This is a genomic window from Propionispira arboris, assembly GCF_900109225.1.
Lineage (GTDB): Bacteria > Bacillota > Negativicutes > Selenomonadales > Selenomonadaceae > Propionispira > Propionispira arboris.
In genome coordinates, this window is the sequence record NZ_FNZK01000015.1 from 106,162 (window position 1) to 128,634 (window position 22,473).

Sequence of the window (22,473 nt, forward strand, 5' to 3'; positions counted from 1 at the left end):
CGGGTGGTATGATGATTGGCTATTATCACTCGAAAGAAACGTTTGGTACAGTGGACGGAGAGGGTATTCGTTATGTGCTTTTTTTGGCAGGGTGTGGGCTCGGCTGCGCGTTTTGTCACAATCCTGATACTTGGATCAAGGGTGAACGATCAATAACGGTCGAGGCGACACTCAAGGATATAAATCAGTATCGGAATTTTTATGATGCTTCCGGTGGGGGCTTTACTGCTAGTGGTGGAGAACCGCTTTTGCAGCCGAACTTTGTAACAGACCTTTTTGCCGCCTGTCAGAAAGATGGTATCCATACAACCTTGGACACGGCTGGATTTTGTAAAACGGAAGCACTTTTGCAAGTTTTACCTTATACAGACCATGTTCTGTTTTCACTGAAAGCGATTGATCATAAATTGCATCGAAAGCTTACTCTGGCTGATTCTAATGAGGCTATAATCCGCAATCTGCGTTATATTGCTGAACATAAACCGGTAACCGTGCGCTATGTTGTTATCCCTCAGGTTACTGATGATGCAGAATCAATAAAGAAGCTTATCGAATTGCTGCATTCTATTAAAAATGTACAGCTAAAAGTAGATGTATTGCCCTACCATTTTATGGGCGCTTATAAATGGAATGAATTAGGTATGGTCTATAAGCTGGAAGGTGTTCCAGCGGCGACCTCTACTGATGTAAAACGGGTTTCAGATATGCTGCTGACGGCAAATATACCACTCCAATATCCAAAATAAAAAAAGGTGCAGTCTGGAAATTTTATTCTAGAGTGCACCTTTTGCATTTTAGGTAGTGGCATGGATCGTTTCAAGCGGCAGTAGTACTTCAAATGTTGTTCCGACACCAAGGGAGCTGGTCACATAGATATCACCGCCGTGGTTTTCAGCCATATGTTTTGCTACGGCAAGACCAAGTCCGGAGCCACCGCTTTTGCGATCACGTGATTTTTCACCGCGATAAAAGTGATCAAAAATATGTGGCAGATCTTCGGGATTGATACCAGGTCCATTATCTTTGATGGAAATGCAAACCCAGCGTTGTCCGGCCATCGTGCGTCGCTGTGTTTTAACTTGGACTTGACTGCCAATAGGAGAATAGCGAATTCCGTTCAATAGAATATTATAAAAAACCTGATGGATTCGTTCAATGTCGAGTTCCAGATTAGGAATATTTTTTGCGAAATCGGCATGTAAATCAATGGATTTTTTATCGCTAAGCGGTTTTAAGACACGCAAACTGCGTCCAACAACTTGATTGATATTACAGGGAACTTTTTGCAAGTGAAGCTGATAGACTTCCGCCAGTGACAAATCATGCAGTTCCTTAATCAGGTGATTGAGATGGACAGCTTCTTCGTGTAAAGAACGCAGTTGCTCATCACTTGGTTCAATGATACCATCAAGCATACCTTCCAGATTCCCTTGGATGATAGCGAGTGGGGTTTTGAGCTCGTGCGAAATATTTGCTTGCAGTTGTTTGTTTACTTTATCATTTTTAGCCAGTGATTTTGACATGCGATTGAAGCTGTCCGCTAAACAGCCCACTTCGTCATTGGTTTCGACATTGACATTTTGATAAAGATGCCCTTTGGCGATTCTTTCCGTTGCTTTACTGAGTTTACATAATGGGTCCGTTATGGTGCGAGCTAGAGCATATCCGGCAATGATTGCAACTAACGATACCGCAATGGCTGCCATGCGAAATGATTCACGAAAGCCGTCCAGAAAATCTTGTTCCGGACCATTTATCGTGCTGAAGTCTATCGAGGCATTAGCCAGAGCAGCACCTTTGACGCGTAGATATTCATGAAACAAAGTTGTGATTTGGCTGTGACCAATATAACATAAAATAAAGATAGTGGCTAACACTAACAGAAATGTTAAGCCAGCAATTTTAGTTGTAATGGACATATAGGTTTTATACATGTTTATTCACCTGCAAACTTATAGCCAATGCCGTAGACGGTTACAATATGTTTTGGCTTTTTACTATCTTCTTCTAATTTATGACGAAGGTTTTTAATATGTGCATCAACCGTTCGTTCATACCCTTCATAGGCAAAATCTTGTATTTGTTCGATTAATTGCAGTCGGCTGAAAACTTTTCCGGGGTTTTGGACAAGAATTTCAAGCAGTTTAAATTCAGTTGGTGTCAGTTCTAAGGGGTGTTCGTTATTTAGGACAAGGTGACGTGCCAGATCAATTTTTAATGGACCGGATTGTATCCATTGTTCCTGTGTGCCGGTTTCACGATACGTACGTCGGAGAATTGCCTTGGCACGGGCAACGACTTCTTTAGGGCTGAATGGTTTCGTAACATAGTCATCCGCACCGAGTTCAAGACCAACAAGTCGGTCACTTTCTTCATCGCGGGCTGTCAGCATAAGGATTGGCAAGTCACTTTGCTGGCGGATTTTTTTACAGACTTCCCAGCCATCTAATCCGGGCAGCATCAAATCCAAGATCATGATATCAATATGTTTTTCTTGAATAGATTTTATAGCATCTAAGCCATTACTGTTGGTATGGACAAGAAAATTGTTTTTTTCGAAATAGGCTTTAAGTAATTGGACGATTTTATCATCATCGTCGACAATGAGGACGGAATATGGAGGCATAAAGAAAATTCCTTTCTTAATTTGAAGTCTGTCAAAATGCTTTTTCAGTGCATAATAGCTTACTTTTATAATACGCAAATAATGTGAAGATGTTATGAAGAACTTTTGAAGACAATATACGTTTTTGTGGCGTTTGTTTTATATAAAAAAACGAGAGCATATATTTGCTCTCGCTGCTTATTTTTTAATCGCGTACCTGAGCTGTGTCTTTTATAATTTGCAGCACCCAGGCAGCAGATGAATATAAATCTTCTTCAATGATATATTCATTGGTGGTATGGGCTTTTTCCATGCCGACACCAAGCACGATGGCGGGAATGCCATATTTATTTAAGACGTTTGCATCGCTGCCGCCACCGGATGTCGTCAGTTCAACTTGCAGTCCAAGTTTGTTGGCAGCGGTTGCCGCAATGGAAATGCCTTGCGAGTTTTTGTCTAGTACATAGGGACCATAATCTTTTTGAATCTCAATATCAAGTGCTGCACCGGCTGCCTCAGTTTCGTTTTTGAAAATATCGCATATTTGCGTTGTGAGTTCATCCAGTTTTAGTTGATTTCGGCTGCGTGCTTCACAGACGATTTCTACAAGATCAGCTACAATGTTGGTTGCCTGTCCACCTTGAATGGTACCAACATTGCAGGTCGTCTCTGCATCAATTCGTCCTTGTGGCAGCTTGGCAAGGCTTTTTCCGGCGGTAACGATGGCATTGATTCCATTTTCTGGGGAAATGCCAGCGTGTGCTGCTTTGCCATGTATTTTAATAAAAATTTTATTTTTGCCAGGAGCTTCCGTTATGATTTTTCCTGGACGGCCGCTTGAATCTAATGTATAACCAAAATCAGCATGCAATAAATTGCGATTGACATGTTTTACACCCAATACGCCGCCTTCTTCGGCTGCAGTGAAAAGAACTTGGATGTTACCGTGAAGAAGGTTTTCTTCTTTAATAAGCCGAAGGGCTTCTAAGATGGCGGTGATGCCGGCCTTGTCGTCCGCACCGAGAATCGTCGTTCCATCGGAAGTGATGATGCCGTCAATGATTTGTGGTTTCACAGGGCTGCACGGCTCAACACAATCCATGTGTGCGGTGAAGATGATGGTGGGGAGTCCGGGCATATTTCCTTCAAAAGTGGCAATTAGATTGCCACAGCTGCCATTGATTTTTTCTCCGGCATTGTCTTCGATCACTTGACCACCTAAATCTGTTAGGCGTTTGCTGAGTAGATTGCCAATTTCTCTTTCTTGGCGAGTAGAGCATTTAATTTGTACGAGCTCAAAAAATTCGGCTAATACACGTTTTCGATGAATCATAAAAAGCCTCCTAAAAAAATATGCAGTGTGCTTTGTGTGAAGCCGTCTTCACAGGGATACGATTGGTTTTTGTGAGAGAAATTTATAAATTTTCCGTTTTCCTATACAGTGGAATAAATAAGCACTTCTCTATACGGCTTATGAAATCCTGCACTGGTTATTTTTTTGTGTTCTGTCTACTGGAACAAAATGTCGTAAGGTATTGCATTTCAAGTCTGTATCATCTAAAATGAGAAAAGACTACAAAAATAGTTCAATTAAAAATTTCGAACATGTGAACAGAAAATTTAGGTTTTCTGTTCATTTTACAATACCGTTTTTTGTGGCGGTTGTTTAAGATAAATGTAAGTGAGTTGTCTCTATATTAAAAATAAGGTGGAATATGTTTTGAGTAATTTAGAAGTAGGTATTGTTGGGCTGCCAAATGTAGGAAAAAGTACACTTTTTAATGCGATTACAAAAGCGGGGGCGGAAGCGGCGAATTATCCTTTCTGTACGATTGAACCCAATATTGGCGTTGTTGATGTACCGGATGTCAGACTTCAGGTTTTGCATGAAATGTATAATTCAAAAAAAACGACACCAGCATCGGTTCGTTTTGTTGATATTGCAGGGCTTGTAAAAGGTGCTGCACAGGGTGAAGGGCTGGGAAATAAATTTTTGGCGCATATCCGCCAGGTGGATGCTGTAGCACAGGTTGTGCGCTGTTTTGTCGACTCCAATATTACCCATGTTGAAGGATCAATCGATCCCCTGCGTGATATTGAAATCATCAATACGGAATTGTGTCTGGCTGATTTGGAAACGCTGGACAAACGATTGGACCGTTTAGCCAAAATTGCTCGCAGTGGCAATAAGGATGCGAAAGTCGAAGAAAATGTACTTCTTCGTATCAAAGAAGTTTTACAAGAAGCACAACCAGCTCGTCGTGTTGAAATGACGGAAGAAGAAGTGACGATGGTTCGCGAACTACATTTGCTGACACTAAAACCAACTTTATTTATTGCCAATGTTGCGGAAGATGAAGTGGTAACGGCGGAAACCGAGAATGAATATGTGCAGAAAGTAAAACAATATGCTACTGAAGAAGGTGCAGAAGTCGTTGTTATTTCGGCAAAAGTTGAATCTGAAATTGCTGAACTGGATGGCGATGATGCAAAGATGTTTTTAGAAGAACTGGGGCTTGAAGAATCTGGCTTGACTAAATTGATCAAGGCTTCTTTTAAATTACTTGGCCTTTTGACCTTTATGACGTCAGGTCCTGACGAATGTCGTGCGTGGACTATTACACAAGGTACAAAGGCACCGCAGGCTGCCGGGAAAATCCATACGGATATTGAACGTGGTTTCATTCGAGCTGAAATCGTATCCTATGATGATTTGATTGCTGCGGGCAGTAATGCAGCGGCTCGGGAAAAAGGTCAAGTTCGTCTTGAGGGAAAAGAGTATGTAATGCAAGACGGAGACGTAACTTATTTTAGATTCAACGTATAAGTAAGACAGATAACGCATGGCAATAGGGTCATGCGTTGTTTTTTACATATTAATTTTACTGAAAAGAGGTCATGATATGAAATATTTTTTACAAGACATCAATGAATTTTTAAATGCAAGAATCGATGCGGCGGTACTGCTTTTCCGTATCGTGATTGGCTGCATGTTTATGTGGCATGGGTTTCCCAAAATTACAGGCGGTGTTGATGTCTGGACAGGGCTTGGGCAGTCTTTGGCCGTATTTGGCATTAGCGTTTTTCCAGTTTTTTTTGGCTTTATGTCTGGTGTCATTGAGTTTTTCGGAGGTTTGTTTCTTTTCTTAGGATTTTTTTATCGCTTTGCCTGCTTTTTTTTATTTGTCAATATGATGACTGCTTTCAGTACGCAGATGATGAGTGACAAAGGTTTAGCGAAAGCATCGCAATCCTTGGAAGATGGTTTTTCCTTTTTTGCGGCGATTGCAATTGGCCCGGGAAAGTATAGCTTGGATTATAAACTGAAATGGATTCGCAATAAGTGGTAATGATATTATTGGCTCAATACAGCATTTTTATTACAGAGAACCCTTTTAGATAAAACAAGGGGGTAAAAGCATGTCACAGGCAAATTTAATTTTTCTGACTGTTTTGACAACATCGTTTTTGGGACCTTTTATGGGCAGTTCTATCAATATAGCGATTCCGTCTATTGCGGAAACTTTCGTCTTCCCACCGGCGATGCTCAGCTGGGTTGTAACCGCATACCTTTTGGGATCTGTTGCCGTTTTGGTTCCATTTGGAAAACTGGCTGACAGCATAGGCCGAAAAAAAATTTATCAAAGCGGGCTTATTTGCTTGTTGGTAACGACCTGTTTAGCCGGTTTTTCTGTATCGCTGCCAATGCTGATCGTTTTTCGGTTATTGCAAGGACTGTCCCTGGCGATGATTTTCAGTACGAGTATGGCCCTTTTAATTTCGGGGCATACGGCGCAGGATCGTGGTAAAGTGATTGGTTATTCAGCGGCAGCAACCTATATGGGCCTATCGTTTGGACCGGTGATTGGTGGCTTGATTACGCAATATCTAGGCTGGCGGGCTATCTTTTTTTTTACAGCAGCGGGACTATTGGTGAGCCTCGTGGCAATCGTAAAAGTGAAAATAGAATGGTATGGCGTAAAAGGCGAAAAACTTGATGTTTTTGGCAGCTTTTTGTATTGCACTTCTAGTATAGCTGTTTTATATGGATTATCAGCCTATGCGGTCAATCCTTGGGCGTTTGGTATTTTGGGGAGTGGGGTCTTACTGCTGGTGCTTTTTGTGTATGAACAGACGAAAAGCCAACAACCTATTATTGAACTGTATTTGTTTCGCAATACAATTTTTGCTATGTCAAATTTGGCAGCAATGATCCACTATAGTTCAACGTTTGCCATTGGTTTTGTTTTGTCACTTTATCTGCAGCTTGTGAGAGGGTTTGATGCTTCAACGGCTGGGCTGATTTTGTTGATCCAACCACTTTTAATGGCAATTTTTTCACCATGGGCGGGTACTTTGTCAGATAAAATTCAGCCACGTTTCGTAGCATCGGCGGGGATGTTTCTGACAATGCTGGGGTTGTTCTTTTTTACTTTTTTGACGCAGCAAACACCGATTTGGCTGCTTGGTCTAAATTTGATTCTCATAGGTATTGGTTTTGCGTTCTTTTCTTCACCGAATAGCAATGCAGTCATGGGGGCTGTGGATCCACCGATTTATGGGGTGGCATCTTCGATCTTATCGGTGATGCGTCTGAGTGGACAGGCGCTCAGTATGGCGGTAGTGACGGTTATATTGTCACTCTATCCGCAGACGTCGGGGGTTTCTGCGACAGTGATGCTGCACAGTTTTACCGTGATTTTTGCCGTTCAGGCTTTTTGTTGTGCGTGTGGTGTCTTTGTCTCCTTAGCGCGAGGAACATAAAAGTCTTTGTGAATTATCTTGCATCATGCGGCAATAAATGATATAATCATTTAGTCATAAGACAGTTAGGTTTCAAAATACAATTTTGGGCCTTCCCTGCTCCTGAAATATAGGAGCCATTAGTCCAGAGAGGGAGGTGATTTCGTGAGAAAGTACGAAGTCATATTCATTGTTAAACCAATTGAAGAAGAAGCAACAAACGCTGTAATTGAAAAATTCGCTAATTTGATTGCTGCCAATGGTGGTACGGTTGACAAAGAAGATCGTTGGGGCAAAAAACATCTTGCATATGAAATTAAAGACCATGCAGATGGTTTCTATTGCTTATTCTACGCTACATGTGATCCAGCATGCGTTGCTGAAATTGATCGTGTAATGAAGATTACTGACGAAATTTTAAAACATATGATCATTAAAGAAGAAGAATAATAATAAAGCCAGGGAGGAACTTACCATGAATAAGGTAATTATAGTTGGTCGGCTTACACGTGACCCTGAAGTGCGTTATACGCAAAGTGGGAAAGCGGTTGCTTCGTTTACTGTTGCAGTGAATCGCCGTTTTAGTAGAAGCGATCAGCAAAATACAGCTGATTTCATTCCTGTCGTTGCATGGGAAAAACTGGCCGAAATTTGTGGAAATAATTTGATTAAAGGAAGTCAGGTCTTAGTAGAAGGTCGGCTGCAGGTTCGAAACTATGATGCACAGGACGGATCGAAGCGTTATGTGACAGAAATAGTAGCCCAGGAGATTGAATTCATGGGTGGCAAACCTACCAGAGGACCGGAAGATCAGGCTGGTGCAGCACCTGCAACGGGCGGTGCAGATTCCTTTGGATCACAAGTCTTCCCTGACGAAGAAATACCATTTTAAGGGAGGTATGTTCGATGAGACGTGAAAGAGGAAGAAAACCAAAAAGAAAAGTTTGTAGTTTCTGCGTTGATAAAGTAGAATCTATCGATTATAAAGATGTTGCTAAATTACGCCGTTATGTTACGGAACGTGGGAAGATTTTGCCGCGCCGTATTTCAGGTAACTGTGCTAAACATCAGCGTCAAGTAACTGTAGCAATCAAACGCGCACGTAATATTGCTTTACTGCCGTTCACTGCTGAATAAGATAGAAGAGCCTTAGGGCTCTTTTTTTTTGAAGAAAAACATAAATTTACACAAGTTATCCACAAAATACTGTGGATTTCCTGTGCATAACTTGTGTAAATTGTTTAAATGAAAGAAAATGGAGTTATCTCAATCAAGAGATAACTCCATTTTGTCTTAATGAATGGATTCCATAAACTGCAAATAAGCTTCTTTTGTCATTTCTGGTTGATAATCCTGCAGAATTTCTTCGGCTTGTTCGGCTTGATTCGTTAATAAATCAATTATGGTTGCTGCCATAGTGATGGCGGGAAGCAAGTAAGCCATCTCGTCATCAGTTACTGCGAACTCACGTGTATGTACGGTACCTTTGGTGCCGCCACCAAACCACGGATGAATGACAGGCATAATATGTGACAGATCACCCATATCTGTGCTGCCTGAGCTGTGTCCGAGGTGCTCAATCGAGTCTTCGCCTAAAAGTTCCAATACATTTTTTTCATAGATGGTCGTTAGCGCCGAATTATTGATCATCGGTAAAAAACCGGGCATGTCATTGATTTCAACTTCGGCACCGATGGCCATTGCACCACCTTTTAAGGCGCGATTGACTTTTTGATTTGCATCCATCATCGCTTTGACTGTTTTGGCTCGTACATAACTTTCCATGCAGACTTCTGCCGGGACTACATTGACTAAATCACCACCTTTGGTGATGATTGGATGAAATCGGACACAATCTTCATCGCGAAAGGTTTCGCGTTGTGCATTTACGGCAGTAAGGGCAATTAAAGCGGCATTTAAGGCATTAATTCCTTCGTGCGGGGCACTACCGGCATGTGCTTCTTTACCTTTGAAGCGAATCATTTTGCCGATAAAACCATTGCTTGTGCCACCAACATCGATGCGTCGTTTTTCTTCGCCCTGCATCGAAACATGCATCATCATCGCCATATCGATATCATCAAAATCGCCGCAGCGAATCAGTTCGGATTTTCCGCCAAAATACTTTAGTTTTCCTTGCTCTTTTAGACGGTTGCGATATTCGATTTCCACGTATTCTTCGGCTGGTACGGCAAACGGGATTACATCGCCGTCGAGCGCTTGCATTACACCAGACGTCTTTAAACCGATCGCACAAGCCGCTAATATTGCCATTTGTACGTTATGACCGCAGGCATGTGCGGCCCCGGTTTCCATATTGGACATTGGATGGTCATGGCAGATAATCGCATCCATTTCACCTAATATGGCAATTTTTCGTTTACTGGATTTTCCTTGCAGGTGCGCTTTGACGCCCGTTATCGCATGACCACGTGTATAAGGAATTTCATATTTTTCGAATAGGTCGGTGATTTTCTGGGAAGTTTTTATTTCTTTAAAACCAAGTTCTGGTTCGTTAGCAATTGAGTTTGCTAACGTGATAATTTCTTCTTTGTGGGCATAAATAGCCTCACAGACTTTTTGCTTTAATAAATTTTGCAAAATAACAACTCCTTGTTTTTCGTTTAGAGTGTTTGTCTATCGTAAAAGACAGTTGTCCTTCGAGTAAAAACTCATAAAATCGATTTATAAATTGACATACATCCTATTATTCAATATAATAACAAGTATTATCAGTTTATGCTAGCTGTATAAATTAATAAAATCGTTTATGTTTGGCAATGGGGCCTTCGTATACAACATTACGAAGGTTTTTCTTATGCTTAAAAAGCATAACAATGAAGGAGAGATTTACTTTGGATGTATTAAAAAACTGGAAAATTCATATCATAGCACTTATTTTGGCAATTATTTCAGAATTAATTGGAGTCAAAAAAATACCAGTTGGACCAGGTGTTCTGCTATTTTTACCAATGCTCTACGCAATGATTTTAGGTGGCATTATTAGTTGGCCAAAGTTGAAAATGATAAAAGCTGGCGAAATGAAACACGCCACATCGGTACTTAGTCTGTTGACTTTGATTTTGGTCACAAAATTAGGCGTCATTATTGGGCCTTCGCTAAATAAAGTCGCTGAAGCCGGGTTTGCTTTATCCATACAAGAATTGGGACATTTTCTCGGGACGGTTGTTTTAGGTCTGCCAATTGCAATTGCTCTAGGTTTGGGCAGGGAATCAGTCGGCGCAACTTTTTCGATTGATCGTGAACCCAATATTGCAATCATTGCCGAAAAATATGGTCTTGATTCAGCAGAAGGCCGTGGGGTCATGGCAATTTATATTTGTGGTACCGTTTTTGGTGCAATTTGGATTGGTCTGATTGCCGGTTTTTTAGCAGCAATGCACATTTTTCATCCTTATGCTTTAGCGATGGGGTCCGGTGTTGGTTCTGGCAGTATGATGGCTGCAGCCACAGGGGCGATTGCTACGGTATTTCCTGAACAAAAAGAGCAGATCTTAATGTATGCGGGAGCTAGTAATTTACTGACGACCATTGTTGGCATTTATTTTTGTTTGTTTGTTTCATTGCCGATTACCAATTATTTATATAAACGGCTGAGTCCGATTTTAAGTCCGAATCGTTTGAAAAAAGGTGGTGCAAGTCAATGAATCAGCGTGAAACAGTATTGACTTTTCTTGTTGCGGGCTTGATTGCTGCTATTGTCTGCATGGTTGGCTACGCCGTACCCGTTTGGGATGCTTTAATCGGGTGTGGTATTTTGGTTTTTATTACACTTTTGGGGATATGGCTTGCAAAAATAATTCCGGGCAAGCTGCCGATGGTTTTTTGGGTATCAATTCTGGCTATTTTATCTTCAACGCCAATTTCACCTGTTGCTGACTTTGTTAAAGAGTACACTACAAAAGTTGATTTTCTGGCGATTTGTACCGTGGTATTGTCTTATGCCGGCCTGACGGTCGGGAAAGATATTGTCATGTTCAAAAAAATGTCATGGCGTATCATTGTGGTCGCTTTGGCCGTTTATACAGGAACATTTATCTGTGCAACTTTTATCGCTGAAATCATGCTTCATTTAGAAGGTATTATCTGATAAAAAACAAGCATTGAATGGTAAAAAATATTCCAATAAGACTACGACACATTGGTTGCTCTCGCTTTACAAGCAGCTTCCGGCGCCGTAGTCTTATTTTTTCCTGTTTTACGTCCAGTAAAAAGACAAGCCCGGTCATGATAATTAAGCTTAGCACAATAGCGTATGATGCGCTTAGGTTGACTGTTTTTTACAGAACCATCGTTTTTTTACAGGCAGCCAATATCAATCATAAAAGACTTCTTTTTATATTAAGGTATTGAGTATATGCTGAGAAAAAATAAACGAAATTCCAAGTGAACAACCGGAAATTTCATTTTTTAGCAGTAATTCATTTTTATAATGATTCTCCTTTTCAATATTTTTGTGTTTCTGCTCAATCTATGGTATCTTTAATGTATATCAAATAAAATAATGATGTAAAATCACCTGTCGATTCTTTCAAGTGTGTTCGGCAGAAAGATTTGTATTTTATTTCGAATAATATGGAAAACAGGGTCCGAATAATTTTTAAAAAGAGGTGAACCAATGGTGAATCACAAACTAGCGCCCCTGACAGAAAGTGGAGCTTTATCGGCAATTGCTGTTGTTATGGCATTGATTAGTGTCTATGTACCGGTTTTGGGAACCGTCATGGCAATCATTTGGCCGCTGCCGATTATTATATTAAGTGTGCGGCATGGAATTCGCTGGGGCATTATGGCATCAATTGTATCGGGTGTTTTGATTGCTCTATTAATCGAACCTATGACAGCCATACGCATGGTTGTAGCATTTGCACCGGTTGGATTGATGCTTGGATTTGCTTATCGCAAAAAATATAGTGCAGTAAAAGCATTAATTAGTAGTGTCTGCGTTTCTATTATTGCTAAATCAGCTGTACTCTTGATGGTGATGTTCTTAATGAATATCAATCCACTAACGATGCAGGTTGATATGTTGAAAGAAGCTTTTGAGATGTCTTTGGATATCTATCGTGGTGCTGGAATGAGCGAAACGCAGCTAACGCAAATGGATACGGATTTCACAAAAGGATTGCAGCTTGTTACAATGCTGTTTCCACTTATTGTTATATTAATGGGAACATTAGATGCTTATGTTAATTTTGCCGTAGCGGGGAAAGTTTTGCGTCGGCTGGGTCATAAAGATTTACCGACACTGCCTGTTTTTGAAGAATGGCGCCTGCCCAGAGTGTTGGTTTATTTGTATGGATTTTCCCTTGTGGGTATGTACTGGGGCGGGACGCGTGAGCTGACGGTTTTGTATCAGATCTCAATTAATGCAAATATGCTGGCAACTTTTTTAGGGCTTATTCAGGGATTGGCTCTTTTGCAATATGCAGCGAACCGTTATCAATTGTCAAAACTCATGCGAGGTATTATAATTATTCTTATCCTCACAAATGGAGCGTTTATTCAGATTTTGGGATTCACAGGATTGTTTGATATACTTTTTGATTATCGGCGCCGTTTTACAATGAAAAAATGATAAGAAAAGATAGTGAACTGGGAGGTTTTTCTATGCCTCGGAATATGTCTGCATGGCTTGATATTTGTATCCATATGGTTATTATGGGCGGGTTGCTTTTGGTGCTATTGCATTATAATATCTATATTGCGCTGATTGGGCTGCTGATTTGGGTTACGTTGTTTTTTTATGCAAAAGAACGTTGTCAGGATCGCCAGAGGGCTTTGGATTATTACTATAAAAATATCATTCAAAATATCAATGAATTATCCAATTATGCCATTGAACAATTGCCAACGGTTATTTTGATTGTCGATTATGATGCCAGAATTCGTTGGTACAATAAAGAGCTTAGTAAATGGCTGGGTTTTAAACCGGAAATTGGGACATCTATTAAAGAATTTTGGCCGCGTGCCATTGTAACGCCAATTTGGGGCAAAGATAGTGAATATATTTTTGCTTATAAAGATAAGTTTTATCGTGCCAAACATCGTCCGGTAGCGACATCCGATGATGTACAGGGCCTTATGGTATTTTATGTTACGGATGTTAGTGAATTTGAAAAACTCAAGCGTCGTAGTACGATGGAAAAACCAGTACTCAGCTATATTCAGATTGATAATTATGATGAAGTTTTGCAGGGAATCAGTGAAGCGCAGCGAACAACAATTATTGTAGAAGTCAATCGTTTGCTCGATGAGTGGATTTTGAGCATCGGTGGATTTTTGCGACGTATTTCAGAGGATCTTTATGTAGCTATTATGGAACGCCGTGCTTTAGATCGTGTGCTCGCGGACAAATTTGATATTCTCGATAAAGTTCGAGCAATTCATGGTGCGAATAAGTTTCCGGTGACATTAAGTATTGGCGTGGCCGCTGTCAGCGATGATACGACGATTGCCCAGCTTGGTGAACAAGTTACAGCAGGGTTGGATCTGGCTCTTGGTCGTGGTGGTGATCAAGTCGCTGTACAGGTTGATGGGAAGATGCAGTTTTATGGTGGTAAGGCGAAAGCTGTAGAAAAACACACGCGAGTGAAAGCTCGTGTTGTGGCACATGCCTTACATGAAATCATCGACAATTCGGACAGCGTGCTCATAATGGGTCATCACAATGAAGATTTTGATTGTTTAGGGTCGTCGATGGGGATTGCCAAAATGGCTCGCCATATGAATAAGGACGTTCATATTATATTAAGTGATATGAATGAAGGCATTGATAAGTTTACAGATTTGCTTAAAGATGATGAAAGTTATCAAGACCTCTTTATGAGTAGTAGTGACGTAGGAACAATTACGGCGCTGAATCCGGTTTTATTTATTGTTGATACGCATATTCCACATCTTGTTGCAGCACCATCACTTTTGGATCGTGTTTCGCAAGTAATCGTTATCGATCATCATCGACGCTCAGAGCAGTTTATTGAAAGTCCCCTGCTGGTTTATATAGAACCGGCATCTTCTTCAACGAGCGAACTCATTACAGAACTTTTGATGTATTTCAGTGAAGACCTTGTTTTGACTCGTATGGATGCGACGGCACTTTATTCAGGAATTGTTGTGGACACCAAAAATTTTGCAGTGCAGACGGGGGTGCGAACCTTTGATGCAGCTGCCTATTTGCGGCGGTCTGGTGCAGATCCAGTGATGGTGCGGCACCTCTTTAGGACTGACTATGAAACAAATCTGGCGAAAGCACGGTCTTTGTGTAGTTCAGAATTTGTTAAAGGCGGACTTATCGTGGCTTCCTGCCCAGCTGGAATTTCGAATGCCCAAGTTATTGCGGCTCAGATTGCGGATTCTTTACTTAGGATTGAAGATGTGAGAATGAGTATGGTTTTATTCCATTTGGAAGATGGTATCGTAGGTATCAGTGCCAGGTCAACCGGTGAAATCAATGTGCAGGTTATCATGGAGGAATTTGGTGGTGGTGGACATCAAAATGTTGCTGGTGCACAAATTAAACATGCTGATATAGAAGAAATAAGACGCAAAGCGATTGAGCTGAGCGTTCAGTATATTGAGGAGAGTGACAAAAGTGAAAGTAATATTACAACAGGACATTAAAAAAGTAGGCAATAAAGGTGATATTTTAGAAGTATCAGAAGGTTACGGCAGAAATTTTCTTTTGCCGAAAAAATATGCAGTTGAAGCCAATACTGCTAATATGAATGTAGCCAATGCAAAGAAAAAATCAGCCCAGTTAAAAAAACAACAAGAAACGGATGAGGCAAAGCTTATGGCGGCCCAGCTGTCAAAAATTGAAGTAAGCATTCCCGTTAAAATCGGTGAAGGCGGTAAGTTATTTGGCTCTGTAACGGGTAAAGATGTGGCGGATATTTTACAGACCACACACAATCTTGAAATTGATAAAAGAAAAATTGAAATTAAAGGCGGTATAAAGGGTGTTGGCGATTATGATGCTGTAATCAAAGTGCACCCGGAGATTACAAGTACAATTAAGGTACATGTAATCGCTGGCTAGGAAGAGGCAGAGTATGAAAGGTTTTTTTAATAAATTATTTCGTAGGAATAAACAAGAAGAAGCACCGGTGGAAAAAATCGGGCATAAAAAAATAATACTCAAAAAGACAGAAGGCATCGATAAACAAATCGATGCCTTATATGGCGTATTAGTTGATATTTTCAGTTCGGAAAAACTTGTTTTGCGAGCGGGAAAACTCGATGCGATGGATTTGATGCGTTCACAAAACCGTGGTGAACGAGTTTTAGCACTGCAAAAACTGATTTGGGAAAATCCGACACTGGATAAAATTCCGACTGATGAAGAAATTCCGGATCTTTTGGAACAATTGTCGGAAGAATTGGCAGAACTTATGGCCAGACGTAGTGTAGAAGATAAAATTGAGAAAAAAATTGCTGAAAAAATGGAAGAACGCCATCAAGAGTATGTTAAAGATATCAAAATGCAGGTTTTAAAAGACGAAAAAGTTGAAGAAGAAGAAACACCGCAGGCAAAAGGGAAATTTGAGGCTTTAGAAAAACTGGAAACCGTTAAATTGACGAAATCTGTGATGGAACTATTGAGACCAAATAAATTAGCTGAGATTGTGGGACAGGAACGAGCTGTGAAGTCGCTTCAAGCTAAGCTCAGTTCCCCTTATCCACAACATTTGATTCTGTACGGACCGCCAGGCGTTGGTAAAACGACAGCGGCACGACTGGTCTTGGAAGCTGCCAGTAAAACGAAATATACACCCTTTAATGAAGATGCACCGTTTGTCGAAACCGATGGTACTACCTTGCGCTGGGATCCGCGGGATATGACAAATCCACTTATGGGTTCTGTGCATGATCCAATTTATCAAGGTGCCCGCCGGGATCTTGCCGACAGTGGCGTACCAGAACCAAAACCGGGGCTGGTAACCGATGCACATGGTGGCATTTTATTCATCGATGAAATTGGTGAAATGGATGCCATGCTGCAAAATAAACTACTTAAAGTGTTAGAAGATAAACGGGCCTTTTTTGAATCGGCCTATTATGATCCGACGGATGAAAATGTACCGAAATACATCAGAAAACTCTTTGAAGACGGTGCACCGGCAGATTTTGTCTTGATTGGAGCGACTACGCGTGATGCCGGGTATATTAATCCAGCCCTCAGGTCGCGTTGTGCTGAAATCTATTTTGAACCGCTTACCCCCAAACACATTGAAACGATTGTTTTAAATGCAGCTGAAAAATTGGAAGTTACGATTGCTGATGATGTGGCTGCACTGATCAGTGAATATACAATTGAGGGCCGAAAAGCTATCAATATTCTTGCTGATGCGTACAGTTTGGCATTACAAAGAATCGGTGATACTGATGAGGCTATTATTATAAACAAAGAAGATGTGTATGAAGTTACACAGGTAAGCCGTCTGTCACCATTTGTTACACAGAAGGCATCAGAGAGATCTGAAGTTGGTAAGGTTTTTGGACTTGGGGTAGCAGGATACTTGGGATCTGTCATTGAAATTGAAGCTGTGGCTTTTAAGGCAAATGAAAAAGGCAAAGGGACGGTTCGGTTCAATGAAACAGCTGGCAGCATGGCGAAAGATTCCGTATTTAATGCAGCCTCCGTACTTCGTAAAATCACTGGTGAAGATGTGCATGATTATGATATCCATATCAATGTTATTGGTGGTGGTAATATTGATGGTCCGTCAGCTGGTACTGCTATTTTGACCGCCTTGATTTCGGCTATTACGGGACGCAAAATTAAGCAGAACGTTGCTGTTACCGGTGAAATATCGATCCAAGGGCTTGTTCGCCCAGTCGGCGGTGTATTTGAGAAAGCCTATGGGGCAAAACAAGCTGGTATTACAACGTTGGTAATTCCAAAAGAAAATGAAAAAGACATACCAGAAGGACATTTGGGACTGGACATACATCCGGTAACGACTGCTGAAGGTGCCTTTGCGGTATTGTTTGAAGACGATAAAGATAAAGAAATAATCGCATAAATCTCTGTTACAGGAGGTTTCCGTCTGTAGGGCGGGCGGAGATTTGGGGCATATTTTGCCCCAGTCTCCGTTTTTGTTTGAGAGGAGTGATTCTTGTTGATTGATAGAATACCACCGCAGAATATTGAAGCCGAACAAGCTGTTTTAGGTGCGATGCTTATAAAAAAAGAAGCGATTTCGGAAGTTGTGACGATTTTAATTGGAACAGATTTTTATCGAGACGCGCATCGGATTATATTTGATGCAATGCTTGAACTCTTCAATAAAAATGAAGCGGTTGATCTTATTACGATTACGGAACAACTGCGCAAAAATGAACAACTTGATAAGGTTGGCGGGATAGCCTATGTTACGTCACTGGCCAATAGTGTGCCGACGGCAGCCAATATTGAGTATCATGCTAAGATTGTCAAAGAAAAAGGGCAGCTTCGGCATTTGATTAATTCCGCTACGGCGATCGCTGGTATGGGGTATGAAGACAATGAAAATGTAATTGATGTGATGGACAAAGCTGAAAAAATGATTTTGGAAGTCGCAGAAAAACGTGGCGGCGGTGATTTTACACCGATTAAAAACATTTTGCTGGATACGTTCAGTAAAATTGAAGTTTTATACGCTTCTAAAGGCGGAATTACAGGAACGCCAACTGGTTTTAAGGATTTGGATAAATTAACATCAGGACTTCAGCCTTCTGATCTTATTTTGGTCGCCGCTCGTCCAAGTATGGGGAAAACAGCGTTTACACTCAATTTGGCTACCCATATTGCTGTGCGAGAAAAAAAGGCAGTGGCTTTTTTTTCTTTGGAAATGTCAAAAGAACAGCTTGTACAGCGTATGCTCTGTTCGGAGGGAGCGATTGACTCGCAGCGTCTTCGCATCGGTGAACTCGACGATAAGGATTGGGGAAAACTGATTAGTGCTGCAGATCGATTATCAACTGCACCAATTTTTATTGATGATACAGCTGGTATCACTGTTATGGAATTGCGTTCGAAAGCAAGACGCTTGAAAACGGAATATGACCTGAAATTGATTGTTATTGATTATTTGCAGCTCATGCAAGGCAGCAGTAGCAAAGGCGGCGATAATCGCCAGCAGGAAATATCGGAAATTTCCCGCTCACTCAAAGCATTAGCAAGGGAACTCAATGTACCGGTTATTGCTCTTTCTCAGCTCAGTCGTAGTGTGGAATCACGGCAGGTTAAAAAACCAATGCTCAGCGATCTTCGTGAATCCGGTTCCCTGGAACAGGATGCGGATATTGTTATGTTTCTCTATAGGGAAGATTACTATGATCCTGATACGGAAAATAAAAATATTACGGATGTGATCATTGCCAAACATCGTAATGGTCCGGTTGATACCATCCAGTTGTTTTTTCACAAACAATTTACAAAATTTGCCGATTTATCACGGATACAAAACTAATTTATACAAAACAAGCAGATTCCGAGGAATCTGCTTGTTTTGTAAACTGGTACGCAGAAATAAAAAATTAAATGGGTAAAATCTTAGAATTCAAACCCTTTCCCAAGAATAGCAATGTATACTCTTAAATAATAGAAGCGTATACATCGCTATTCTTCCATATTTAAGCATATCGTATTTTCTGATTGGAAAGAAGGTTTTATTTTGAGGAATATAACAAAAAAAATCATGATATTTTCTATGATTGGTATCATTCAAACAGGTTTTGGAGCTTCGATTATTGAAGCATCGGCATTTCAGAACGATCGTCCGATGAACCGAGATCATCAAGAAGCTCGTTTTGATCATCGAGATCATGATCGCGATGAATTTCGCCAGCGAGAATATGATAGAAAAGTTCGCGAAGAGAACGACCGTTATGAACAAGAAATTCAACGGCATCGATTTGAAACCAGACAGGATTGGCGCGAACGAAGATCACATGAAAAACATCGTCATGAACAAATATTAAAGAGGTTAGCACGAGAAAAAGATCAACAGGGCCCTTTCCACAGAAGGTGAAATTAAGATAGTATATTTTTCATAGATAAAGATTCGTAATACTTAAAGAAAAGAGGAGTTCATTTTGAATAATATAACAAAAAAAATCATGATACTTTCTATGATTGGTATCATTCAAACAGGTTTTGGGACCGCCGTGCTTGAAGCTTCTCCGATGCATCGTGATAACCGCCAAGACGTTCGTTTTGATGATAGACATGATGGTGGCCGTGACAATGGTGACCGTCAAGTTGAGCATGATAGACGGATGCGTGAAGAAAATGAAAGACATGAACGAGAAATGAGACGACATGATCATGAAAGTGATAGAGAATGGCAGGAACGTCAAGATCGGGAAAATGATCGCCATAATAATACGTTAAATGAAATAGCAGCACTGGTGCTTGGTGTTGTTATTGGTCATAATACCTAAAAAACAGGCTGCTCGCTTTTTATAAGCTGGCAGCCTGTTTTTTTGCGTAAGGCCCTTCAGGTATCTTTACCTGTGATGGCTTTTGACGCATAAAAACAGTGTTTTGTCTGTATGGGACAGGCTCGTTTTGTCATTGCAGGATAAAAATGATAAAAATAGAATGGTTTTTGTAAATTAAATTGACATGCTGCTATAATCAATGCTATGATATTCAAGGGAAATTAGGACATATTTTTTCACCAAACTCAAAAAGAGGCATGCGTATGCCAATTTGAGTGTTTTTGTTGTTTCATTGACATTATAAGCCAATATAGAAAAAACAAGTGATCTAATTACCGTTTTCAATCGATACGTTACAGGTGATGCTTTTTATAAATGCGTACAGTATTGCTATGGAAAAATGGATAAAAGGTGAAGATTTCCAAAATGAATGTCAAGAAATAGGAAGCTGTGAATATTTTGAATACGCTTTCTAGTACTTACGAATGTAAATGCAATTATGGCGTTTTTGGGGATCTAAATTCACTTTTATATAAATCATATTATTGAGAGGAGAGGTCTTATGTCAGCAGTTGTTGTAATGGGAACTCAGTGGGGCGATGAAGGTAAAGGTAAAATCGTCGATTATTTAGCAGAACAATCCGATGTTGTCGTTCGTTTTCAAGGAGGGAGCAATGCAGGTCATACAGTTACCGTAGAAGGTAAAGAATTTAAACTGCGTCTACTGCCTTCAGGAATTTTATACAAAGGTAAAACATGTGTTATTGCCAATGGTGTTGTTGTTGATCCGGAAGTGCTTCTTCAGGAAATGGATGGAATGACTGCACAAGGAATTGAGGTAGATGGAATACGTATTTCCAATCGGGCTCATGTTATTTTACCTTACCATAAATTAATGGATGAACTTTTAGAAAACGTTCGTGGTGATAACAAAATCGGCACGACAAAACGTGGTATTGGTCCTTGCTATATGGATAAAGATAACCGTATCGGTATTCGTATTGTTGATCTTATGGATGAAGAAGTATTCAGTGCAAAACTTAAAGAAGTTCTTGCTATTAAAAATAAAGAATTAAAAGCAGTCTATAACCATGATGGTTTTGACTATGATGCAGTTCGCAGCGAATATCTGGCTTATGCCGATCGCCTGCGTAAGCATGTCATCGATACATCCGCTTATTTGAATGCACAGCTTAAAGCAAAGAAAAAAGTATTGTTTGAAGGAGCTCAGGCAACACTGTTAGATCTCGACCATGGTACATATCCATACGTAACGTCTTCACATCCAACTTCGAGTGGTGCCTGTGTAGGCGCTGGTATTGCACCGAAAAAAATAGACACAGTCGTTGGGGTTGTTAAAGCATATTGTACACGTGTAGGCGAAGGTCCGTTCCCTACAGAACAACTCAATGAAATCGGTGATAAGATTCGCAGTTGTGGACATGAATTTGGTACAGTTACGGGTCGTCCACGTCGTACTGGCTGGCTCGATGCCTGTGTAGTTCGTTATGCAGGTTACTTGAGTGGGATTGACTACATGGCAATCACGCGTCTTGATATCTTAGATACATTTGAAGAAGTTAAAATTTGTGTTGCTTATAAATATAATGGTAAAATTATCGATGAAATGCCAGCCAGCCTTAAAGTGCTTGGGGCAGTAGAACCAGTTTATGAAACATTTGCTGGCTGGATGACGGATACTACAAAAATTCGTCAGTATGAAGATTTGCCGGAAAATGCTAAAAAGTATGTAGAACGTTTGGCTGAAGTGGCAGAAATCAACATAGGCTATGTTTCTGTTGGTCCGAATCGTGCGCAAACGATTGTTGTTAAAAAGGATATTTTTTAAGCAAGAAAGCTTATAGGGATTTTAATGCAGCCTGAACAAACGATTCGTTTATTCAGGCTGCATTTGTTTATAAGGGTGTATGGAAGAAATTGGTTTTATATATCCGTTTATCAGAAAAAGCGGGCAGGACTCTATAATCGATACAACATCGTCTGGCATTGTATTAGAAGGGTCTGCCAGTAAGTCTATCAGTTACGTCCTTACGGACGATGGACCCTACAACACAACGGTTTCATAGCAGCTAAACTTAACAGATATAGTTGGTATCTCCAGTTGATCGCAGTTTGAAGCAGATATTGGAACAATCAAGAATATTTTGATGAAATATAACTAAAAAACAAGCAATATCACGAATTTTAAGCGAATTTCAGCACAACTAAAAATTTAAAAAAAAGAAAGTGTTGACAAAGACTCGATAAATCAGTATAATATTGTCTTGTGAGTGGCACATGAAATGCGAGACAAAATTGAGTCACCAAAACATTTTTTTTCTCACAAGACGATCCACTAGCTCAGTTGGTAGAGCATCTGACTTTTAATCAGGGTGTCCCGAGTTCGAATCTCGGGTGGGTCACCATTTATGGCGCGTTGGTCAAGCGGTTAAGACACTGCCCTTTCACGGCGGTTTCATGGGTTCGAATCCCATACGCGTCACCATTACGGGCGATTAGCTCAGCTGGGAGAGCGCCTGCCTTACAAGCAGGATGTCGGCGGTTCGATCCCGTCATCGCCCACCAAAATAATATATGGCCCGGTAGTTTAGTTGGTTAGAATGCCGCCCTGTCACGGCGGAGGTCAGGGGTTCGAGTCCCCTTCGGGTCGCCAT

At 40.6% G+C, this 22,473-nt stretch carries 22 protein-coding genes and 4 tRNA genes; 22 read left to right on the forward strand and 4 right to left on the reverse strand.

The genetic code is table 11. The features are described from left to right. The first annotated feature begins 8 nt into the window (after positions 1–8). On the forward strand, positions 9–746 hold the full coding sequence (gene pflA, locus BMY14_RS14320; protein ID WP_245741427.1) for a pyruvate formate-lyase-activating protein: 738 nt from the start codon (positions 9–11) through the stop codon (positions 744–746). Positions 747–794: 48 nt separating this feature from the next. Here pflA and BMY14_RS14325 read toward each other — a convergent pair whose 3' ends face one another. The 3 genes from BMY14_RS14325 to BMY14_RS14335 all read right to left on the reverse strand — a co-directional run bounded on the left by BMY14_RS14325 (position 795) and on the right by BMY14_RS14335 (position 3,938). After that, positions 795–1,934, reverse strand: coding sequence for a sensor histidine kinase (locus BMY14_RS14325; protein ID WP_091833167.1), 1,140 nt, complete (start codon positions 1,932–1,934; stop codon positions 795–797). A gap of 2 nt (positions 1,935–1,936) precedes the next feature. Continuing rightward, the gene (locus BMY14_RS14330; protein WP_091833170.1) at positions 1,937–2,626 is read right to left on the reverse strand and encodes a response regulator transcription factor; all 690 of its coding nucleotides are present in this window, start codon (positions 2,624–2,626) and stop codon (positions 1,937–1,939) included. Positions 2,627–2,810: 184 nt separating this feature from the next. Next, positions 2,811–3,938, reverse strand: coding sequence for a M20/M25/M40 family metallo-hydrolase (locus BMY14_RS14335; protein ID WP_091833173.1), 1,128 nt, complete (start codon positions 3,936–3,938; stop codon positions 2,811–2,813). A 387-nt stretch (positions 3,939–4,325) separates the two neighbouring features. Here BMY14_RS14335 and ychF point away from each other — a divergent pair, with 387 nt between their 5' ends. From ychF to rpsR, 6 genes are all read left to right on the forward strand, one after another. Further along, positions 4,326–5,432, forward strand: coding sequence for a redox-regulated ATPase YchF (gene ychF, locus BMY14_RS14340; protein WP_019553737.1), 1,107 nt, complete (start codon positions 4,326–4,328; stop codon positions 5,430–5,432). Between the two features lie 76 nt (positions 5,433–5,508). Then, the gene (locus BMY14_RS14345) at positions 5,509–5,955 is read left to right on the forward strand and encodes a DoxX family protein (RefSeq protein ID WP_091833175.1); all 447 of its coding nucleotides are present in this window, start codon (positions 5,509–5,511) and stop codon (positions 5,953–5,955) included. 70 nt (positions 5,956–6,025) lie between these two features. Then, positions 6,026–7,369: an MFS transporter gene (locus BMY14_RS14350; RefSeq protein WP_091833178.1), complete on the forward strand. Its 1,344-nt coding sequence runs from the start codon at positions 6,026–6,028 to the stop codon at positions 7,367–7,369. Between the two features lie 144 nt (positions 7,370–7,513). Further along, positions 7,514–7,798 (forward strand): 30S ribosomal protein S6, encoded by a 285-nt coding sequence (gene rpsF, locus BMY14_RS14355; RefSeq protein WP_019553740.1) that lies wholly within the window; start codon positions 7,514–7,516, stop codon positions 7,796–7,798. Between the two features lie 25 nt (positions 7,799–7,823). Continuing rightward, positions 7,824–8,240, forward strand: a complete 417-nt coding sequence (locus tag BMY14_RS14360; protein ID WP_019553741.1) for a single-stranded DNA-binding protein — start codon at positions 7,824–7,826, stop codon at positions 8,238–8,240. 14 nt (positions 8,241–8,254) lie between these two features. Continuing rightward, positions 8,255–8,485 carry a 30S ribosomal protein S18 gene (rpsR, locus tag BMY14_RS14365; protein WP_019553742.1) on the forward strand — a complete coding sequence of 77 codons (231 nt, stop codon included), beginning with the start codon at positions 8,255–8,257 and terminating at the stop codon, positions 8,483–8,485. Positions 8,486–8,641: 156 nt separating this feature from the next. Here the strand turns inward: rpsR and BMY14_RS14370 are convergent, their stop codons facing one another. Further along, entirely contained in the window at positions 8,642–9,949 is a 1,308-nt protein-coding gene (locus BMY14_RS14370) for an amidohydrolase (protein WP_245741428.1), read from the reverse strand. A gap of 254 nt (positions 9,950–10,203) precedes the next feature. On the opposite strand from BMY14_RS14370, the gene BMY14_RS14375 reads away from it, so the two are divergent. The 15 genes from BMY14_RS14375 (at position 10,204) to BMY14_RS14440 (ending at position 22,472) form a co-directional block, all read left to right on the forward strand. Further along, the gene (locus BMY14_RS14375) at positions 10,204–11,016 is read left to right on the forward strand and encodes a DUF3100 domain-containing protein (protein ID WP_019553744.1); all 813 of its coding nucleotides are present in this window, start codon (positions 10,204–10,206) and stop codon (positions 11,014–11,016) included. Further along, positions 11,013–11,459 (forward strand): hypothetical protein, encoded by a 447-nt coding sequence (locus tag BMY14_RS14380; RefSeq protein WP_091833185.1) that lies wholly within the window; start codon positions 11,013–11,015, stop codon positions 11,457–11,459. The genes BMY14_RS14375 and BMY14_RS14380 overlap by 4 nt, the downstream gene beginning before the upstream one ends. A gap of 528 nt (positions 11,460–11,987) precedes the next feature. Further along, positions 11,988–12,947: a YybS family protein gene (locus tag BMY14_RS14385; protein ID WP_091833188.1), complete on the forward strand. Its 960-nt coding sequence runs from the start codon at positions 11,988–11,990 to the stop codon at positions 12,945–12,947. A gap of 32 nt (positions 12,948–12,979) precedes the next feature. After that, complete coding sequence (locus BMY14_RS14390; RefSeq protein WP_019553747.1) at positions 12,980–14,992, forward strand: DHH family phosphoesterase; 2,013 nt, start codon at positions 12,980–12,982, stop codon at positions 14,990–14,992. After that, positions 14,964–15,410 (forward strand): 50S ribosomal protein L9, encoded by a 447-nt coding sequence (gene rplI, locus BMY14_RS14395; RefSeq protein ID WP_019553748.1) that lies wholly within the window; start codon positions 14,964–14,966, stop codon positions 15,408–15,410. Before BMY14_RS14390 ends, rplI begins: the two co-directional genes overlap by 29 nt. A gap of 13 nt (positions 15,411–15,423) precedes the next feature. Then, the gene (gene lonC, locus BMY14_RS14400) at positions 15,424–17,397 is read left to right on the forward strand and encodes a Lon family ATP-dependent protease (protein ID WP_091833191.1); all 1,974 of its coding nucleotides are present in this window, start codon (positions 15,424–15,426) and stop codon (positions 17,395–17,397) included. Between the two features lie 96 nt (positions 17,398–17,493). After that, a complete protein-coding gene (gene dnaB, locus BMY14_RS14405) occupies positions 17,494–18,825 on the forward strand; it encodes a replicative DNA helicase (protein WP_019553750.1) in 1,332 nt (443 codons plus the stop codon). 228 nt (positions 18,826–19,053) lie between these two features. Beyond that, complete coding sequence (locus BMY14_RS14410) at positions 19,054–19,386, forward strand: hypothetical protein (protein WP_177177610.1); 333 nt, start codon at positions 19,054–19,056, stop codon at positions 19,384–19,386. 64 nt (positions 19,387–19,450) lie between these two features. Further along, positions 19,451–19,798, forward strand: coding sequence for a hypothetical protein (locus tag BMY14_RS14415; protein ID WP_019553752.1), 348 nt, complete (start codon positions 19,451–19,453; stop codon positions 19,796–19,798). Positions 19,799–20,360: 562 nt separating this feature from the next. Then, positions 20,361–21,647 (forward strand): adenylosuccinate synthase, encoded by a 1,287-nt coding sequence (locus tag BMY14_RS14420; protein ID WP_091833197.1) that lies wholly within the window; start codon positions 20,361–20,363, stop codon positions 21,645–21,647. A gap of 79 nt (positions 21,648–21,726) precedes the next feature. Continuing rightward, positions 21,727–21,885: a hypothetical protein gene (locus tag BMY14_RS20630; RefSeq protein ID WP_177177611.1), complete on the forward strand. Its 159-nt coding sequence runs from the start codon at positions 21,727–21,729 to the stop codon at positions 21,883–21,885. A 263-nt stretch (positions 21,886–22,148) separates the two neighbouring features. Continuing rightward, positions 22,149–22,224: transfer RNA gene (locus BMY14_RS14425), tRNA-Lys, on the forward strand. Between the two features lie 5 nt (positions 22,225–22,229). Next, positions 22,230–22,304 (forward strand) — tRNA-Glu (locus tag BMY14_RS14430). A 4-nt stretch (positions 22,305–22,308) separates the two neighbouring features. Next, a tRNA-Val gene (locus BMY14_RS14435) sits at positions 22,309–22,384 on the forward strand. Between the two features lie 11 nt (positions 22,385–22,395). After that, positions 22,396–22,472 (forward strand) — tRNA-Asp (locus tag BMY14_RS14440). Position 22,473: the final 1 nt, after the last annotated feature.

Bases quoted from the DNA above. Each gene is read 5' to 3' on its own strand.
- BMY14_RS14380 (WP_091833185.1), top strand. From the start codon at position 11,013: ATGAATCAGCGTGAAACAGTATTGACTTTTCTTGTTGCGGGCTTGATT.
- BMY14_RS20630 (WP_177177611.1), top strand. From the start codon at position 21,727: ATGGAAGAAATTGGTTTTATATATCCGTTTATCAGAAAAAGCGGGCAG.
- BMY14_RS14325 (WP_091833167.1), bottom strand. From the start codon at position 1,934: ATGTATAAAACCTATATGTCCATTACAACTAAAATTGCTGGCTTAACA.
- rpsR (WP_019553742.1), top strand. From the start codon at position 8,255: ATGAGACGTGAAAGAGGAAGAAAACCAAAAAGAAAAGTTTGTAGTTTC.
- BMY14_RS14420 (WP_091833197.1), top strand. From the start codon at position 20,361: ATGTCAGCAGTTGTTGTAATGGGAACTCAGTGGGGCGATGAAGGTAAA.
- BMY14_RS14345 (WP_091833175.1), top strand. From the start codon at position 5,509: ATGAAATATTTTTTACAAGACATCAATGAATTTTTAAATGCAAGAATC.
- BMY14_RS14360 (WP_019553741.1), top strand. From the start codon at position 7,824: ATGAATAAGGTAATTATAGTTGGTCGGCTTACACGTGACCCTGAAGTG.
- BMY14_RS14330 (WP_091833170.1), bottom strand. From the start codon at position 2,626: ATGCCTCCATATTCCGTCCTCATTGTCGACGATGATGATAAAATCGTC.
- BMY14_RS14350 (WP_091833178.1), top strand. From the start codon at position 6,026: ATGTCACAGGCAAATTTAATTTTTCTGACTGTTTTGACAACATCGTTT.
- BMY14_RS14385 (WP_091833188.1), top strand. From the start codon at position 11,988: ATGGTGAATCACAAACTAGCGCCCCTGACAGAAAGTGGAGCTTTATCG.
- BMY14_RS14410 (WP_177177610.1), top strand. From the start codon at position 19,054: ATGATATTTTCTATGATTGGTATCATTCAAACAGGTTTTGGAGCTTCG.
- BMY14_RS14335 (WP_091833173.1), bottom strand. From the start codon at position 3,938: ATGATTCATCGAAAACGTGTATTAGCCGAATTTTTTGAGCTCGTACAA.
- pflA (WP_245741427.1), top strand. From the start codon at position 9: ATGATGATTGGCTATTATCACTCGAAAGAAACGTTTGGTACAGTGGAC.
- lonC (WP_091833191.1), top strand. From the start codon at position 15,424: ATGAAAGGTTTTTTTAATAAATTATTTCGTAGGAATAAACAAGAAGAA.
- BMY14_RS14390 (WP_019553747.1), top strand. From the start codon at position 12,980: ATGCCTCGGAATATGTCTGCATGGCTTGATATTTGTATCCATATGGTT.